General features: G+C 64.1%; 11 protein-coding genes. 9 read left to right on the forward strand and 2 right to left on the reverse strand.

The genetic code is table 11. The features are described from left to right. Positions 1–109 precede the first annotated feature (109 nt). On the forward strand, positions 110–1,135 hold the full coding sequence (locus ACSQ3S_RS11450) for an IS110 family transposase (protein ID WP_436142428.1): 1,026 nt from the start codon (positions 110–112) through the stop codon (positions 1,133–1,135). Positions 1,136–1,397: 262 nt separating this feature from the next. Here ACSQ3S_RS11450 and ACSQ3S_RS11455 read toward each other — a convergent pair whose 3' ends face one another. Beyond that, positions 1,398–1,985 (reverse strand): Crp/Fnr family transcriptional regulator, encoded by a 588-nt coding sequence (locus ACSQ3S_RS11455; protein WP_176653710.1) that lies wholly within the window; start codon positions 1,983–1,985, stop codon positions 1,398–1,400. Between the two features lie 251 nt (positions 1,986–2,236). On the opposite strand from ACSQ3S_RS11455, the gene ACSQ3S_RS11460 reads away from it, so the two are divergent. Continuing rightward, positions 2,237–2,869 (forward strand): HdeD family acid-resistance protein, encoded by a 633-nt coding sequence (locus tag ACSQ3S_RS11460; RefSeq protein WP_353402111.1) that lies wholly within the window; start codon positions 2,237–2,239, stop codon positions 2,867–2,869. Positions 2,870–2,878: 9 nt separating this feature from the next. Here ACSQ3S_RS11460 and ACSQ3S_RS11465 read toward each other — a convergent pair whose 3' ends face one another. Further along, positions 2,879–4,009 carry a GNAT family N-acetyltransferase gene (locus tag ACSQ3S_RS11465; RefSeq protein ID WP_436142429.1) on the reverse strand — a complete coding sequence of 377 codons (1,131 nt, stop codon included), beginning with the start codon at positions 4,007–4,009 and terminating at the stop codon, positions 2,879–2,881. A 127-nt stretch (positions 4,010–4,136) separates the two neighbouring features. Between ACSQ3S_RS11465 and ACSQ3S_RS11470 the strand changes: the two genes are divergently transcribed. The 7 genes from ACSQ3S_RS11470 to ACSQ3S_RS11500 all read left to right on the forward strand — a co-directional run bounded on the left by ACSQ3S_RS11470 (position 4,137) and on the right by ACSQ3S_RS11500 (position 17,091). Then, entirely contained in the window at positions 4,137–6,191 is a 2,055-nt protein-coding gene (locus ACSQ3S_RS11470) for an NAD(+) synthase (RefSeq protein ID WP_436142430.1), read from the forward strand. Positions 6,192–6,320: 129 nt separating this feature from the next. Beyond that, positions 6,321–6,659, forward strand: coding sequence for a P-II family nitrogen regulator (locus ACSQ3S_RS11475; protein ID WP_020705920.1), 339 nt, complete (start codon positions 6,321–6,323; stop codon positions 6,657–6,659). Between the two features lie 135 nt (positions 6,660–6,794). After that, on the forward strand, positions 6,795–8,207 hold the full coding sequence (locus ACSQ3S_RS11480; RefSeq protein ID WP_176653714.1) for an aryl-sulfate sulfotransferase: 1,413 nt from the start codon (positions 6,795–6,797) through the stop codon (positions 8,205–8,207). Positions 8,208–8,306: 99 nt separating this feature from the next. Then, entirely contained in the window at positions 8,307–10,685 is a 2,379-nt protein-coding gene (locus tag ACSQ3S_RS11485; RefSeq protein WP_436142431.1) for a TonB-dependent receptor, read from the forward strand. 13 nt (positions 10,686–10,698) lie between these two features. After that, the gene (locus ACSQ3S_RS11490) at positions 10,699–12,114 is read left to right on the forward strand and encodes a sulfatase family protein (protein WP_436142432.1); all 1,416 of its coding nucleotides are present in this window, start codon (positions 10,699–10,701) and stop codon (positions 12,112–12,114) included. 290 nt (positions 12,115–12,404) lie between these two features. Continuing rightward, the gene (locus ACSQ3S_RS11495) at positions 12,405–13,946 is read left to right on the forward strand and encodes a tryptophan halogenase family protein (RefSeq protein ID WP_436142433.1); all 1,542 of its coding nucleotides are present in this window, start codon (positions 12,405–12,407) and stop codon (positions 13,944–13,946) included. Positions 13,947–14,046: 100 nt separating this feature from the next. Beyond that, positions 14,047–17,091, forward strand: coding sequence for a TonB-dependent receptor (locus ACSQ3S_RS11500; protein WP_176653715.1), 3,045 nt, complete (start codon positions 14,047–14,049; stop codon positions 17,089–17,091). The last annotated feature ends 6 nt before the right edge of the window (positions 17,092–17,097 follow it).

Here is a 17,097-nt window from a genome sequence, read left to right on the forward strand (position 1 = left end):
GCTGCCGCAACGAGAAAGCCCCGCGTGCGGGGCTTAATGAGATGGTCACCCTCCACCCTATAAGTTACTAAGCTTATAGGGTGTTTTCATTTCTAGAGGAGAGATCATCATGGAAACCGTTACCCTCATCGGCATCGATCTTGGCAAACACAGCTTTCACGTCCACGGTCAGGACCGCCAAGGCAAAGCGCTGCTGCGCAAGAAGTTCAGCCGCAAGCAACTGATCGAGTTCCTCGCCAATTTTCCTCCGTGCACGATTGTCATGGAGGCGTGCGCCGGAGCACATTTCATGGCCCGGCAATTGGCGCGCTTCGGCCATGAGGCCAAACTGATCTCGCCACAGTTCGTGCGCCCCTTCGTCAAGAGCAACAAGAACGATTTCATCGACGCGGAGGCGATCTGCGAAGCGGCCAGCCGCCCGGCGATGCGTTTCGTCACGCCGAAAAATGAATCCCAGCAAACGCTCTCGGCGTTGCACCGCGTGCGCGCATCGCTGGTGCGCGACAGGGTCAAGGCAAGCAACCAGATCCACGGCTTTCTGCTGGAGTTCGGCATCAGCCTGCCGGTTGGCCACGCAGCGATCAAACGATTGCCTTCCGTGCTGGCACAAGAACACCTACCAGCACGGCTGATGAGGGTGCTGGAGCGGTTGCAAGTGCACTTCAAGTACCTCAACGAACAGATTGCCGACATCGAGAAGGAATTGAATTGTCAACTGGCCGAGGACGATCTGGGCCAGAGGCTCATGACAGTGCCCGGTATCGGACCGATCACGGCCAGCGTCCTCGCGGCTGAAGTCGGCGACGGCAAGCACTACCGCTGCGGTCGGGATTTTGCCGCCGCCGTCGGGCTGGTGCCGCGCCAGTACAGCACTGGCGGCAAGAGCAATCTGCTCGGCATCAGCAAGCGCGGCAACAAGGACTTGCGGCGCCTGCTGGTGCAATGCGCCCGGGCCTATATGCAGCGCCTGGAGCGGCAGCGAGGACGGCTGGCCGAATGGGTGCGCTCCATGCTCACACGGCGCCATTCCAACGTGGTGGCCTGTGCCCTGGCGAACAAACTGGCACGTAGCGCATGGGCTATCGCGGCCCATCATACAAAATTTGAAATGACAGAGGCCGTCATCGCGAAATGACGGCCTCCCTGACTCACTGTTTTAACGTACACCTACCTGGTTTTGCGACTGCTGACATTGGATGACGTGAACGGCACACCGGCCTGACGGATACCCTGGAATAAAAATCGGCTTTGCAAGGCCGACCGCTTTTTTAGGACCGGCAGGCGCGACTCTCATCGTGGCGCGGAGAACATCTCCAACCAAACGCCGGATAGATTTAAGCGAGCCTACTCACATGATACAAAATCAGCTTGCAAAAAGGAGGGTGACCATAGATTTTTTATTCCGGCTGGGCGGCTGCCGCTTCGGCCTCGCGCCGCAGGCGCGACATGTATTGCGGCGTGATGCCCAGGTAGGACGCCACCGCGCGCTGCGAGATGCGCGCCTCCAGTCCCGGATATTCTTCGCGGAACGCCGCCAGCCGCTCGTGGGCCGAGGTTTCGCCGTTGGTGTAGGCGCGCTGCGCCAGCGTCTGCAAGCCGTGCATGGCGATGTTCAGGTGATAGTGCTGCATCACTTCATGCTGCGCGCGCAGCTGGCAGGACAGCTTCCAGTCCAGCGTGAAACCGTTCACCGGCGTTTCCGCAATCAGGAATTGCACCGCGGGCTGGCCGCTCTCGCCGCTGATCAGGTCGGTCAGCGTGGTGGCCGATTCGCCTTCGCGGTAAAAGCGCAAGGTCATTTCCGTATTGTCGCGGTTGAAAAAGCCGCTGCGCACTACGCCGCTGCTGATCCAGTGCACCTGGGTCGCCGGGACGCCGGCGCGCTGCAGATAAGCTCCCTTGCGCACATGGAACGGCTTGGCGATGGGGGCCAATATCTCGGTGACGTTGTTGTAGGATTCGTCGCTGACATCGATCCGCTTCATCGTGGCGGACCTGAACCGCTCACGCTGTCTTATAAAATCTGCATTCATGCTTGCTTGCCATGTCCTGATAAAACCCTACAAGGGGCGCAAAGTATAGGCCCGATTGACGTTGCTGTGAAGCAAACTGGTTTCATCTACGGGTTTCCTCTACGTAAAAATCGTAGGTAACGCTTCCATTTTACCGGTTTGCGGAACCCTTTGCCCGCCAGGCCGCTCTGAATGAGATGAGACGCTACGGTGTAGGAGGGGATATGGATGCGAAGCCCATGGTGTTGCGGTCCTGGTGGGTGCTGGCGCTGCGCGGCGTGCTGCTGCTGGTGTTCGGCGGCCTGGCGCTGACCATGCCCGGGCCGACGGTACTGAGCCTGGTGGCGATTTTTGCGCTGTATGCCTTGCTGGCGGGGATAGTCTACCTGGCCGGCACGGTGCGGCACCGGCGCCATGCCACCGGTCCGCATGCGCTGGACTGGTGGCTGTTGCTGCTGCTCGGGCTGGTGAGCCTGGTTGCCGGCGTGCTGGCGGTCATGCGGCCCGGCTTGGCCGCGCTGGTGCTGGTCATCGTCATCGGCGTCAATGCGATGATCACCGGCGTGCTGGATATCGTGCTGGCCGTGCGCCTGCGCAATCATTTGCGGGGCGGCGACTGGCTGCTGTTGGCCGGCGGCCTGGCGGCCATCGTGTTCGGCACGATTTTGCTGACGCTGCCCGCCATCGGCGCGCTGGCGCTGGTCTGGCTGATCGGCACCTACGCGATCGTGGCCGGAGCGCTGTATCTGGCGCTGGCGTACCGCTCGTACGGACGCATGCCCTGGTCGGCGGCCAGGCAGGTGAATGCCGAGCGCCGCGTCGGCGAGCGGCGCACCGCGCCGGCCGCCCAGCACTGAAGCGGCCTGTCAGCAGGCGGCCTTGAACGGCACGTGCTCGGCCAGCTCGTCGATGTAGTCGTCCATGGCGGCCGTTTCCTGCGCCAGGAAATCGGCGATGGCGTCGGCGAAGCGCCGGTCCGCCACCCAGTGCGCGGACCAGGTCGGCGTCGGCACCAGCCCGCGCGACATCTTGTGCACGCCCTGGGCGCCGCCTTCAAAACGGGCGATGCCGTGCCGGATGCAGTATTCGATCGACTGCACGTAGCAGGTCTCGAAGTGCAGGCCGGAGACGAATTCCTGCGTGCCCCAGTAGCGCCCGTACATGATGTTGCCGCCGACCAGGTTCAGCGCCGCCGCCACCGGCTGGCCGGCACGCTTGGCCAGCACGATCATCAGGCTGTCTGGCTGCTCGCGCAGGATGCGCTGGAAGAACTTCAGGCTCAGGTAGGGCTTGGAATAGTGCGCCTCGTAGGTCGAGACGTAGCAGCTGTAGAAGAAGCGCAGCGCCTCGTCCGTGATCTGGCCGCCGGCCAGGTGCTCGAAGGCTATGCCGGCGTCCAGCACGCGGCGCCGGTCCTGCTTCAGCTTCTTGCGCTTCTCCATTTTCATGCTGGACAGGAAGGCGTCGAAATCCGCGTAGCCGGCATTCTCCCAGTGGAACTGCACGCCTTCGCGCAGCATGAAGCCGGCCTCGGCCAGCGCCTGCCTGTCCTGTTCGTCGGGGAACAGGATGTGCAGCGACGACGTGTTCAGCTGCCGCGCCACCTGCAGCGCGGCGCGCGCCAGCAGCCGCCGGTCTTCCTGCGTGTGCGCCAGCAGGCGGCTGCCGGTCACCGGCGTGAACGGCACCGCCGACAGCAGCTTCGGATAGTAGTCGATGCCGTTGCGGTGGAAGGCGTCGGCCCAGGCGTGGTCGAACACGTATTCGCCCCGGCTGTGGTCCTTCAGGTAGAGCGGCATGGCCGCCCGCAGCGCGCCGTCGCGGTGCAGCACCAGGTAGCGCGGGGTCCAGCCGGTGTGGGGCGAGGCGCAATTGGTTTCGTGCAGCGCGTGCAGGAAGGCGTGGGACAGCGTCGGATTGTCGCCGGCCAGCGCCTGCCATTGCGCCGGGTCCACGCCTACCAATGAGTCGATGATCGTAAACTCTGCTTCTGACACGCCTGCCTCCGGCCTTTGATGTTGGCGCCAGTCTAGCTTATCTGAGGCATTCCTGTTGACGGCGGAGCGGCCGCCCCCATGCGATAATTCAATTTTGTATGTCCGTAGTGCACGCGAAAGACTAGACATGACCTCGAATTTCCTCAATCTGTACTCGCACGACTTTGCCCGCGTGGCGATCGCCGCGCCGATTTGCCGCATCGCCGATCCCGCCTACAACGCCGCCCAGACCATCCAGCTGGCCGCGCAGGCCGCCGAACAAGGCGCCGCGCTGGTCGCCTTCCCGGAGCTGGGCCTGTCGGCCTATACCTGCGACGACCTGTTCCATCAGCGCGCCTTGCTGGACGGCTGCCTCGAAGCGCTGGACGACATCGTCGCCGCGTCGGGACAGTGGAAGATGACGATCGTGGTGGGCGCGCCGCTGCGCGTCGAGCACCAGCTGTACAACTGCGCGGTGGTCATCGCCAACGGCCAGATCCAGGGCGTGGTGCCGAAGAGCTATCTGCCCAACTACGGCGAGTTCTACGACGTGCGCCAGTTCAGCAGCGGCGACTATGCGGTCGCCACCGAAATCGACCTGCTGGGCGAGCGCGTGCAGTTCGGCTCCGGCCTGCTGTTCGAGGTGGCCGACATGCCGCTGTTCAAATTCCACGTCGAGATCTGCGAAGACGTGTGGGTGCCGATACCGCCGTCGTCGTTCGCCGCGCTGGCCGGCGCCACCGTGCTGGTCAACCTGTCGGCCTCGAACGCGCTGGTCGGCAAGGCCGGCTACCGCAACCAGCTGGTGTCGCAGCAATCGGCGCGCTGCATCGCGGCCTACCTGTACACCTCGGCCGGCACCGGCGAGTCGACCACCGACCTGGCGTGGGACGGGCAGGGCGTGATCTGCGAAAACGGCGAGATGCTGGCCGAATCCAAGCGCTTCAGCGACGAAGCCACGCTGACCTTTGCCGACATCGACCTCGAGCGCCTGTCGCGCGAGCGCATGCGCATGAACACCTTCGCCCAATCGGTGCAGCGCCATGCCGCCGAGGTGAATAAATTCCGCACCGTGTTCTTCGAGCTGGACATCAACCGCGAACAGCCGCTGGCGCTGAAGCGCTGCGTCGAGCGCTTCCCTTACGTGCCGGCCGATGCGCGCCGGCGCGACGAGCGCTGCAACGAGGTCTACAACATCCAGGTGCAGGCGCTGGCGCAGCGCCTGACGTCGAGCAACATCAAGAAGATCGTCATCGGCGTCTCCGGCGGGCTTGATTCGACGCACGCGCTGCTGGTGTGTGCGCGCGTGATGGACAAGCTCAAGCTGCCGCGCACCAACATCCTGGCCTACACCATGCCCGGCTTCGCCACCAGCGAGCGCACCTTGACGCAGGCGCACCAGCTGATGAAACTGGTCGGCTGCACGGCGCAGGAAATCGACATCCGCCCGAGCTGCATCCAGATGCTGAAGGACCTGAACCATCCGTACTCGGAAGGGCAGGCGCAGTACGACATCACGTTTGAAAACGTCCAGGCCGGCGAGCGCACCAACCACCTGTTCCGCCTGGCCAACCACCACAACGCCATCGTCTGCGGCACCGGCGACCTGAGCGAGCTGGCGCTGGGCTGGTGCACCTACGGCGTGGGCGACCACATGTCGCACTACAACGTCAACGCCAGCGTGCCGAAGACGCTGATCTCGCACCTGGTGCGCTGGGTCGCCGAATCCGGCGTGATCGGCCGCAACGACGCGCAGGTGCTGCTCAATATCCTGGCCACCGAGATCAGCCCCGAGCTGGTGCCGGGCACGGCGGACGGCCAGCCGGAGCAGCGCACCGAAAGCACCATCGGCCCGTACGAGCTGCAGGACTTCAATCTGTACTACGTGCTGCGCTTCGGCTTCCGCCCGTCGAAGGTGGCCTTCCTGTCGCTCAGCGCCTGGAGGGACAAGGAGCTGGGCCGCTGGCCGGACGGCGATCACGTCGCCCGCAACCAGTACGACCTGGCCGCGATCAAGAAAAACCTGGGCATCTTCCTCGACCGCTTCTTCCGCACCAGCCAGTTCAAGCGCAGCTGTGTGCCGAACGCACCGAAGGTGGGCACGGGCGGCTCGCTGTCGCCGCGCGGCGACTGGCGCGCGCCGAGCGATGCGCAAAGCGTTGTATGGCTGGAAGAATTACGCTCCATTCCGGTGCAAGATTAAATGATTTAGCTGGTATTCGCAGACGTTGATGGACAGCGGGTGCGCGTCGATTACAATACAGACGTGCGCTCGCTGTCCACAGTTGGCCGGCTACAGATTTTCGATTCAGGTTTTAAATAAGGAGAAGTCATGAAACAGATTACCGCTGTGATCAAGCCGTTCAAATTGGACGAAGTGCGTGAAGCGCTGGCTGAAGTCAATGTCACCGGCCTGACCGTCACCGAAGTAAAAGGCTTCGGCCGCCAAAAGGGCCACACCGAGCTGTATCGTGGCGCCGAATACGTGGTCGACTTCCTGCCGAAAGTCAAAGTGGAAGTGGTGGTCGACGACGGCGTGGCCGAGCAGGTGGTGGATGCCATCATCAAGGCCGCCCGTACCGGCAAGATCGGCGACGGCAAGATCTTCGTGCAGAACGTCGAACAGGTGATACGCATCCGTACCGGCGAGACCGGCGCCGAGGCGGTGTAATCGCCGCCTGCGCCTCATCCCCACAATGCCGGTTTATCCGGCATTTTTTGTATAACGATGTTTGGTTATATTAGTTCGAGTTTTCTGGGTGGATTAGTAATATAGACACACTGTCCACTCCTGAAAACGCGTGTCATGACCACCACCACCAAGCTTGCAGCACTATCACTCCTGGCGGTTGCCGCCAACCTGGGCGCCGCGCCCAGCGTCTATCCCACCGGCGTTACGCGCTACGATACCGCCACCGCCTACAACAGCTACGTCATCTTCAGCGGGCAGGACAAGAACACCCACCTGATCGACATGAACGGCAACGAGGTGCATCGCTGGAACGCCGAAGGCTTTCCGCCGGTGCTGCTGGACCCGGCGCTGACGGGCGGCAAGCGCGGCCACGTGCTGGTGCAGCTGGCCAGCACGGCCGGCACATCCAACGAGGGCAACGGCCTGCGCAATCAGGCGATAGGCGAGCTGGATTGGGACAGCAAGGTGGTATGGCAGTGGGGCGCTGCGGGCGGCGCGCAGGATGCGTATGCGGCGCCGGTGGAAGGCAAGGCTTCGCCGCAAGTGCCCGGCGGCAGCGCCAAGCAGCACCACGACTGGCGCCGTCTGCCGAACGGCAATACGCTGGTGCTGGCCAACCTGGTGCATCCGCTGGCCGGCTTCGCCGCGCCGCAGGTGCTGGACGACGTGATCTACGAGGTCACGCCCGGCGGCGATATCGTCTGGAAGTGGGTGGCGTCCGACCACCTGGACGAATTCGGCTTCAAGCCCGAATCGCTGAAGCTGGTGAAGGGCGGCTACTCGCCGCGCGGCAAGGCCGCGCCGTTCGACTACCTGCACATCAATAACATGTCGGTGCTGGGCCCCAACCGCTGGTTCGACGCGGGCGACCAGCGCTTCAATCCCGAGAACATCCTGATCGATTCGCGCGAGGCGAATTTCATCGTCATCCTTGACAAGCAGAGCGGCAAGGTGGTGTGGTCGCTGGGGCCGGACTATCCGGCGCAGGTGCGCGGACCGCGCGTGCTGCCGCGTCCGGTGGACCAGATCGTCGGCCAGCATGACGCCCACCTGATCGAGCCGGGCCTGCCGGGCGCCGGCCACATCCTGGTGTTCGACAACCAGGGCGAGGCGGGCTATCCGCGCGTCGGCGTCGGCGTGCAGCCGCGCTCGCGCGTGCTGGAGATCGACCCGGTCAGCAAGCAGATCGTGTGGGAGTACACCGGCGGCGATTCCAACGGGCCGGATTGGGGCTTCTACAGCTCGTTCATCAGCAGCGCGCGCCGCCTGCCGAACGGCAATACGCTGATCGATGAGGGCATGAACGGCCGCATCTTCCAGGTTACATCCAAGGGCGACATCGCCTGGGAATACGTCAGCCCGTACTTTGCGCCGACGCCGGTTGCCGGCGCGGGCAAGCCGGTGCTGAGCAATTGGTTGTACCGCGCCCAACCGGTGCCGTACAACTGGGTGCCTGACGGCACGCCACGCTCCGAAAAGGCGGTCACCCCGCCGGAGCAGGGCAAGTTCCGCGTAGCCACAAACTAAACGCCACCTACTCATGACGATCAACGCGCCGGCCGCCAAGCCGGCGTGCGGGGCGGTTCACGCCCGCGCAATTCGCAGTACAACCACAGGAAAATAGTCATGCAACAGAATAAACTGGCCGCCGCCGTCGCCGCGGCTTATGGATTGATCATCGCGGCCTCGGCGCCGGTGTATGCGCAGAACGCCGCAGCCGTGGGCTTGTCGGCCGTGTCGGGGACGGAGGCGGAAGCGGCTGCCGCGAGCACGGCAGCCGCCGAAGGCGAAGGCCAGGCCGCCACCACGGCCGCCGCCGACGCCTCGCTGGAAGTGGTGGCCCGCGTCACCGTCTCCACGCGGCGCCGCAACGAGACGTCGCAAAGCGTGCCGACCACCATGAGCGTGCTCGACAGCAGCGCGCTGGAAGGCAACCGCGTCTATCGCGTGCAGGACTTGCAGCAGCTGCTGCCGAGCACCACCGTCAACTACGTCCACGCCCGCCAGATGAGCTTTGCCGTCCGCGGGCTCGGCAACAATCCCGCCAGCGATGGCCTCGAAGGCAGCGTCGGCGTCTACCTGGACAACGTCTACCTGGCCCGTCCCGGCATGGCCGCGTTCGATGCGCTCGACATCCAGCAGCTGGAACTGCTGCGCGGTCCGCAGGGCACGCTGTTCGGCAAGAACACCACCGCCGGCGTGCTGAACATCACCACCAGGCAGCCGACTTTCCGCAGCGAGAACAGCGCGCAGATTTCGGCCGGCGAGCAGGGCTATGTGCAGGGCAAGGCTGTCATTTCGGGCGCGTTCTCGGACACGGCGGCCGGCCGCCTCGCCGTCTACAAGACGCATGAAGGCGGCTACATCACCAACGTCTACAACGGCGACAAGGTGCAGGGCGGCGACCGCGAAGGCGTGCGCGCCCAGTTGCTGCTGGAACCGAACAACAAGGTCAGCGCGCGCCTGATCGCCGACTACAACGTCGAAGACTCCAACAACGGCACGCTGGTGTTCTACAACGCCGGCCCGAGCGGCAAGTTCCTGGCGCAGGCCGCCGCCGTCGGCGGGCACCCGATCACCGATCCGTCGCTGCGCGAGGTCAACCTGGACCGCGGCTCGCACGTGGACGTGCACCAGGGCGGCGTGTCCGGCGAGGTCAACTGGAAGCTGGACAACGACTACAAGTTCACCTCCATCAGCGCCTACCGTTTCTGGAACTTCACGCCGCATAACGATGACGGCCTCGAAGTGCCGGTGGTGCTGAACGTCGGCGCCTCCGCCCGCCACCGCCAGTTCACACAGGAGCTGCGCCTGGCCACGCCGTTGGGCCAACCGGTGGAATCGGTGCTCGGCGCGTATTACTACTACCAGAATCTCGACAACGTCAGCTTCACCTACAACGGTCCGCTGGCCGACAAGTTCAACGCGACGCCCGCAGGCGCTTGGAGCAACGTCACCAGCATCGGCAACGGCCACCTGCGCGTCAACAGCTACGCCTTGTTCGGCCAGTCGATCTGGCACATCGATCCGCAGTGGGACCTGACCGGCGGCCTGCGCGCCACCTATGAAGACAAGATCGCCCAGGTGACGCGCGACGCGCCCGCCGGCGGCGCCGCCGTCGCCGGCGCCGCGCTGGCTTCGCGCAACGCCCGCTACGGCGCCTACAACTCCGGCGACGTCCACCTGAACAACCTGAGTCCTTCGGCGCTGGTCACGCTGGCCTACAAGATCGATACCGACGTGCTGGCGTTCGGCAGCGTGTCGCACGGCGAAAAATCCGGCGGCATCAATCTGTCGGTACCGGGCGCGGCGGGTGTATCCTCGCTCAAGGTCAACAACGAGAAGGCCAACAACCTCGAGCTGGGCATCAAGAGCAACCTGCTGGAGCGCCGCGCGCAAGTCAACGCCAGCCTGTTCTGGAACGAGGTCAAGGGCTACCAGAGCAACGCCTACGACCCGGTCAGCGCCACCTCCTACCTGACCAACGCCGGCAACGTGCGCAGCCGGGGCCTGGAGCTGGACACCAGCCTGGTCGTGGCGCGCGGCTTCACGCTGGGCGCCAACGGTTCGTTCAACGACGTCAAGTACAAGGAGTATAAAAACGCCCCGTGCCCGCCGGAGAAAGCCGGCGCCTTCTGCGATCTGTCGGGCCGCGCCGCGCTGGTCAACGCGCCGCGCTGGATCGGCAACCTGAGCGCGCAATACGCGCACGCGGTGGCCGCCAACATCGAAGGCTATGGCAACATCAACTACGCCTACCGCAGCAGCACCTACGGCACGCTGGACGCATCCGAGTACGGGCGCATCCCGTCGTACAGCCTGACCAACCTGTCGGCCGGCGTGAAGATCAGGAACGGCGCGACGCGCTGGGACATTTCGTTCTGGGCCAAGAACGTGTTCGACAAGCTGTACTACACCAGCACCTGGAACACCAACCCGGGCGCTTACAACGCCGTGATCGGCACGCCGCGCCAGCTCGGCGTGACGGCCCGCGCAGACTTCTGACTGGAGACCAAGCATGACTGACCATACCCGCCGCAGCGTCCTGAAAACCTTGCCGGCCCTGGCGCTGGCTGGAGCGCTGCCGAACGTCTTCGGCGCCGGCAAGGAGCAGCCGAACATCCTCTTCATCCTGGCCGACGACCTGGGCCACGCCGACCTGGGCGTCTACGGCCAGACCGACTTCAAGACGCCGCACCTGGACCAGCTGGCCGGGCAGGGCATCCGCTTCACGCAGGCGTACGCCAATTCGGCCGTATGCTCGGCCACGCGTTTCGCGCTGATCACCGGCCGCTACCAGTACCGGCTGCGCGGCGGGCTGGAAGAGCCGATCGCCGGCGCCTCCGACACCATCGGCCTGCCGCGCACGCATCCGACCCTGCCGTCGCTGCTGAAGAAGCAGGGCTACGGCACGGCGCTGATCGGCAAGTGGCACCTGGGCTACCTGCCGACCTTCGGCCCGCTGAAGAGCGGCTACGACAGCTTCTTCGGCAACTACGGCGGCGCCATCGATTACTTCACGCACAAGCCGGGCGTCGGCCCGCAGGTGAAGGAGGATTTGTACGAGGGCGAAGTGCCGGTGCGGCAGATCGGCTACTACACCGATCTGCTGGGCGCGCGCGCCGTGGACTACGTCAACAAGCAGCAGGCCGGCAAGCCTTTCCTGCTGTCGCTGCATTACACGGCGTCGCACTGGCCGTGGGAGGGGCCGGGCGACGAGGCGGTCTCGCGCGACATCGACAACATCTTCCACTACGATGGCGGCGACCTGGCCACCTACGGCCGCATGGTCGAATCGCTGGATGCGTCGATCGGCCGCGTGCTGAAGGCGCTGGAAGACAAGGGGCTGGCGCAGAACACCATCGTCATCTTCACCAGCGACAACGGCGGAGAACGCTTCTCCAGGACCTGGCCGCTGACCGGGCAGAAGACCGAGCTGCTCGAAGGCGGCATCCGCGTGCCCGCCATCGTGCGCTGGCCGGCCAGGGTCAAGGCGGGGCAGGTGAGCGAGCAGGTGGCGATTTCCATGGACTGGCTGCCGACGCTGCTGGCCGCCGCCGGCGGCGCGCCCGATCCGCAATACCCGAGCGACGGCCAGAACCTGCTGCCTGTCCTGACCGGCCAGGCGGCCGACAACGAGCGCACGTTGCTGTGGCGCTACAAGGCCAACGCCCAGCGCGCCATCCGTTCCGGCAATTGGAAGTACCTGAAAATCGGCGGCAACGAATTCCTGTTCGACGTGGTCAAGGACCAGCGCGAGCGCGCCAACCTGGCCAAACGCCACCCCGAGGTGTTTGCGCAACTGAAGGCCAAGTGGGAGGCTTGGGACAAGGAGATGTTGCCAATTACCATCGATGTGCGCACCCATGGTGTCAGTGGTAATGTGCAGGCGGATCGCTATGGAGTTCCGCCCGGAGGGAAAATTCCCGACTAAAGTTCAGCAATCCCCGCTTCGGCGGGGATTTTGTCTTGTCAAGCCTTGTTTAGCTGATACGGTTAAACAGCAACGTTTGGGCGATAATTATTTGTTCGTTGATCGAATTAATGTTAATTTCCAATCACCAGCACGCAGTTGCCGGACATATAAAAAAATACGGGAGACACACACATGAAAGTTTTACAGAAGACGGCCATTGCTATGGCCGCGGCCCAACTTGCCCCGGGATCCGGGGCATATGCAAAAGCCGCCCTTGGTTCGACCAAAAATGAAAACGTTGTCATAAAATGAGTGGCAACGACCTGAATGGCGACGCGATCCGCAGGATCGTCATCGTGGGCGGCGGCACCGCCGGCTGGATGACGGCGGCCCCGCTGGCCCAGCGCCTGGCGCGCCACCCGACCCAGCCCTGCGAGGTGACGCTGGTGGAATCGCCCGAGATCGGCACCATCGGCGTCGGCGAGGCGACCCTGCCCACGATCCGGGTCTACAACGAGGCGCTGGGCCTGGATGCCGACGACTTTGTCAGCAAGACCCAGGCCAGCTACAAGCTGGGCATCGAATTCAAGGACTGGGGCCACGTCGGCAACCGCTTCTTCCACGGCTTTGGCGATTTCGGCCCGGCGCTGGCCGGCCTCGGCGCGCACCAGCACTGGCTGCGCCTGGCGCAGGCGTTCGACAAGATGCCGGATATGGAGAACTGGTCGATGCCCTCGATCATGGCGCGCCACGGCAAGTTCGTCCCGCCGAATGAGGAAACGCCCGGCATGACCGACGCCTATTCCTACGGCTTCCATTTCGATGCCAGCCTGTACGCCAGCTATCTGCGCGACTACGCCGTGGCGCGCGGCGCACTGCGCATCGAAGGCATGATCGTCGATGTCGAGCAACATCCGGAGACCGGCTTCGTCACCGCCGTGAAACTGCGCGACGGCCGCCGCGTCGAAGGCGACCTGTTCATCGACTGCTCGGGCTTCCGCGGCCTGTTGATCGAAGGCGCGCTGAAGGCGGGCTACGAGGACTGGAGCGAGTACCTGCCCTGCAACAGCGCGCTGGCCGTGCCCTGCGCCTCGGTCCCGCAGCTGACCCCTTACACCCGCTCCACCGCGAAGGAAGCAGGCTGGGTCTGGCGTATCCCGCTGCAGCATCGCACCGGCAACGGCCACGTGTACAGCAGTGGCTTCACCAGCGACGAGCAGGCGCGCCGCGTGCTGCTCGACGGCCTCGACGGCGCCGCGCTGGACGAGCCGCGCCAGCTGCGCTTCGTCACCGGGCGGCGACGCAAGTCCTGGGTCAAGAACGTGGTCGCGATCGGCCTGTCGGCCGGCTTCGTCGAGCCGCTGGAATCGACCAGCATCAACCTGATCGAAACGGCGGTGGGCAAGCTGCTCGAACTGTTCCCGGACCGCGATTGCGCGCCGGAGCTGGCCGACGAATTCAACCGCGTCATGGGCATCCGCTACGAATCGGTGCGCGACTTCATCATCCTGCACTACAAGCTGACCAAGCGCGACGATTCGGAATTCTGGCGCTACTGCGCCAACATGGCGATCCCCGACTCGCTGCGCCACCAGATCGAGCTGTTCCGCGCGACCGGACGCGTGGCGATCGTCGATCGCGGCGGCTTCGCCGAGCCCTCGTTCGTGGCGATGATGATGGGCCTCGGCGTGGTGCCGAAGCGCTACGACCCGCTGGCTGACCGCGTCGACATCCGCGTGGTGCACGGCCACTTCGCCGAACTGCGCGACCTGATCGCGCAGGCGGTGACGCGGATGCCGGAGCACGGCGCCTATGTCGCGAGCCAGGCTGCGGCGAGCGTTTCATCCTGATTACAAAACTTATGGAGGCATAAACTTTCGAACGAGTACTTATGAAAAGACCAGTGTCAGTTGTTAAATATAAAAACCACCTGTATGGGGGAGAGACAAATTGAGTAAGTTCCAAAAAACGGCGATCGCCGCCGCGGTCGCACAGGTTGTAGTGCTGCACATCAGCCCGGCATGGGCCCAAACGGCAGATACCGCCAGCGCCGGACCGGTCGTGGTGGTGAGCGGCCAGCGCGCCGCACTGCAATCCGCACAAAAACTCAAGCAGAATGCCGACGAAGTCGTCGATTCGATCGTCGCCGAAGACATCGGCAAGCTGCCGGACCGTTCGGTCACCGAAGTGCTGCAGCGTATCGCTGGCGTCACCATCGACCGCAACATGGCGGGCGACCCGAACCGTCAATCGGTCGAGGGCTCCGGCGTGTCCGTGCGCGGCCTGACTTACGTGCGTTCGGAAGTCAACGGCCGCGACGCGTTCTCGGCCGGTGGCGGCCGCTCGCTCGGCTTCTCCGACGTGGCGCCGGAACTGATGGCCGGCGTTGATGTCTACAAGAATCCGTCCGCGGAACAGATCGAAGGCGCTGTCGCCGGCCTGGTCAATCTGCGCACCGCCATGCCGTTCGACTACAAGGGCTTCAAGGGTACGGCCGGCGTGTCGGAATCCTATTCCACGCTGCGCAAGGGCGCACCATCCCCGACCGGCACGCTGCTGCTGTCGAACCGCTGGAACACCGGGCTCGGCGAGATCGGCGCCCTGATCGATATCGCCCATGCGAAGAGCCCCAGCCGGTCGGACGGCGTGGGTGTCGATCCGTACTTCCCGCACGTGAACTCCACCAACCCGGCCCTTTACGACCGCAACAAGACGCAATGGATACCGCTGGGCGTCGGCTATCGCTCGCAGGACTTCGACCGCACCCGCCGCGGCGACTACGCTGCCCTCCAGTGGCGGCCGAACAAAGACCTGACCGCCGCGCTGACCTACTTCAAGACCCGCTACAAGGAAGACCTGGACGAGCACGTGGTGGCCTCGTCCGAAGACAAGTGGTACCAGCAGGTGGCCAGCGCCAACTCGGTGTTCGACAGCAAGGGCGCGTTCCAGAGCGGCACGATCTCGAACCCGACCTACGGTGGTTCGCCGTTCAACAGCTCGCAGCGTATCAACACGCGCGAATCCGCCACCCGCGACGTCGCCCTGAACGTCCAATGGCGCATCTCGCCGTCGCTGAGCTGGACCAATGACTTCCAGCATGTGCGTTCGACCACCGAGGGCTTCGACGCCGACGTGTCGACCGGCTTCATCCTGCCGAACCAGACCATGGACATGACCGGCAAGGTTCCGCAGATCAGCCTGGGTTCGGCGGCCTACATGGCCGACCCGAAAAACTACTACTGGGCCTATACCCAGGAAGCGCTGGACCACGCCACGGCCACCCAGAAGGCGTGGAAATCCGACGTCAAGTACTCGTTCGACGACCCGGTGCTGCGCGACATCCGCTTCGGCGTCCGCATGGCCGACCGCGAAGGCGAGAACAACAAGGCCCAGAAGTTCTACAACTGGCAGGCGATCACCTTCCCGTGGATGGAAGGCTGGCAGATCAACGGCGTTGCCCGCCTGAGCGATCCGCGCTTCGCCGGCGGCGCTTCGCTGCAGCAGATCGGCAACTTCTTCGGCGGCAAATACAACCTGCCGCCGATGCTGTTTGCGGACGCGGCGACGGTGCGCGGCTTCCCGGAGCAATGGAGCAAGATCCACGCTTACCACGACGTGCTGTGCGCCGAAAAAGGCTCGACCTGCGATCCATGGAAGCCGGCGACCTTCAACGACCCGGCCGCCACCAACACGCAGACCGAGAAGACCCGCGCCGCCTACACGCAGCTGCGCTTCGGCTGGGATGACCTCAAGTATCCGGTCGACGGCAACGTCGGCATCCGCTACGTGAGGACGCAAGGTTCCGGCAGCGGCTACGTCGCGTTCACCCCGCCGTCCGTCCCCGTCGTCGGCACCGGCGTCAACGTCAGCGGCCAGGACAAGCTGATCAACATCGCCGGCTTCGCGGAAGCGCAGTCGTTCAGCAACTCGTACGGCAACTGGCTGCCGAGCCTGAACCTGCGCATGAAGGCCAACGACGAACTGCAATTCCGCTTTGCGGCGGCCAAGTCGATGTCGCGTCCGGACTTCAACCAGCTCCAGGTGCAGACGGCGCTGAGCGCCCAGCACCAGCAGACGGTCACCCGGGACGCAGCAGGCAACACGACGGCGGTGCGCTTCGACGGCACCACCCTGACCGGCACCAGCGACGGCAACCCGATGCTGAAGCCGATCACGTCGACCAACATCGACCTGACCGCCGAGTGGTACTTCGCCAAGGCCGGTTCGCTGACGTTCTCGGCCTTCAACAAGGACCTCAAGGACATCATCATCACGCAGAACTACGCGTACACGGCGAAGGATGTCACCGGCAAGCCGCAGACGTTCGTGGTCACCGGTCCGGTCAATGGCGCCAAGGGCTTTGCCCGCGGTTTCGAGATCGCCCACCAGCAGTACTACGATTTCGTACCTAATTGGCTGCGTGGCGTCGGCACGCAGGCAAGCTGGACCTACGTGTCGAGCGAGCGCACGCTGAAAGACCCTGTGGCCGAAGCATGGTGCTCGGGTAACGATGCGTCCTCCAACTTCAACCTGAGCATCAACGGTTGCGATACCGATGCGCGTCCATTCGGCAAGACCGCGCTGCCGGGCCTGTCCCGCCACACGATCAACCTGGCGCTCATGTACGAGCAGAACGGCCTGTCGCTGCGTCTGGCCTACAACTGGCGCTCGCGTTACCTGCTGGGTGTGAACCAGTGGGGCAGCCGTGGCAACAACGGCCTGAACACCAATCCGGACGCTGGTGCGGGCAAGTACCTGATCCCGACGACCAACAACGATCAGGCCTATGGCTTGCCGTTGTACCAGGCGGCGTACGGTCAGGTGGACGCGTCGGTCTTCTATGACTTCACGAGCAAGTTCCGTGTCGGACTGGAAGCGACCAACCTGACCAACTCGTACACGCGTCAGATCATGGAGCAGCATGCGGGCGACTTCACCCGTCAGGTCTTCATGAGCGGTCCGCGCTACACGCTGTTGGCACAGTACTCGTTCTAACGAGCG

The sequence above is a fragment of the Duganella sp. LjRoot269 genome, assembly GCF_964254095.1.
Taxonomy (GTDB): Bacteria; Pseudomonadota; Gammaproteobacteria; order Burkholderiales; family Burkholderiaceae_D; genus Rugamonas; species Rugamonas hordei.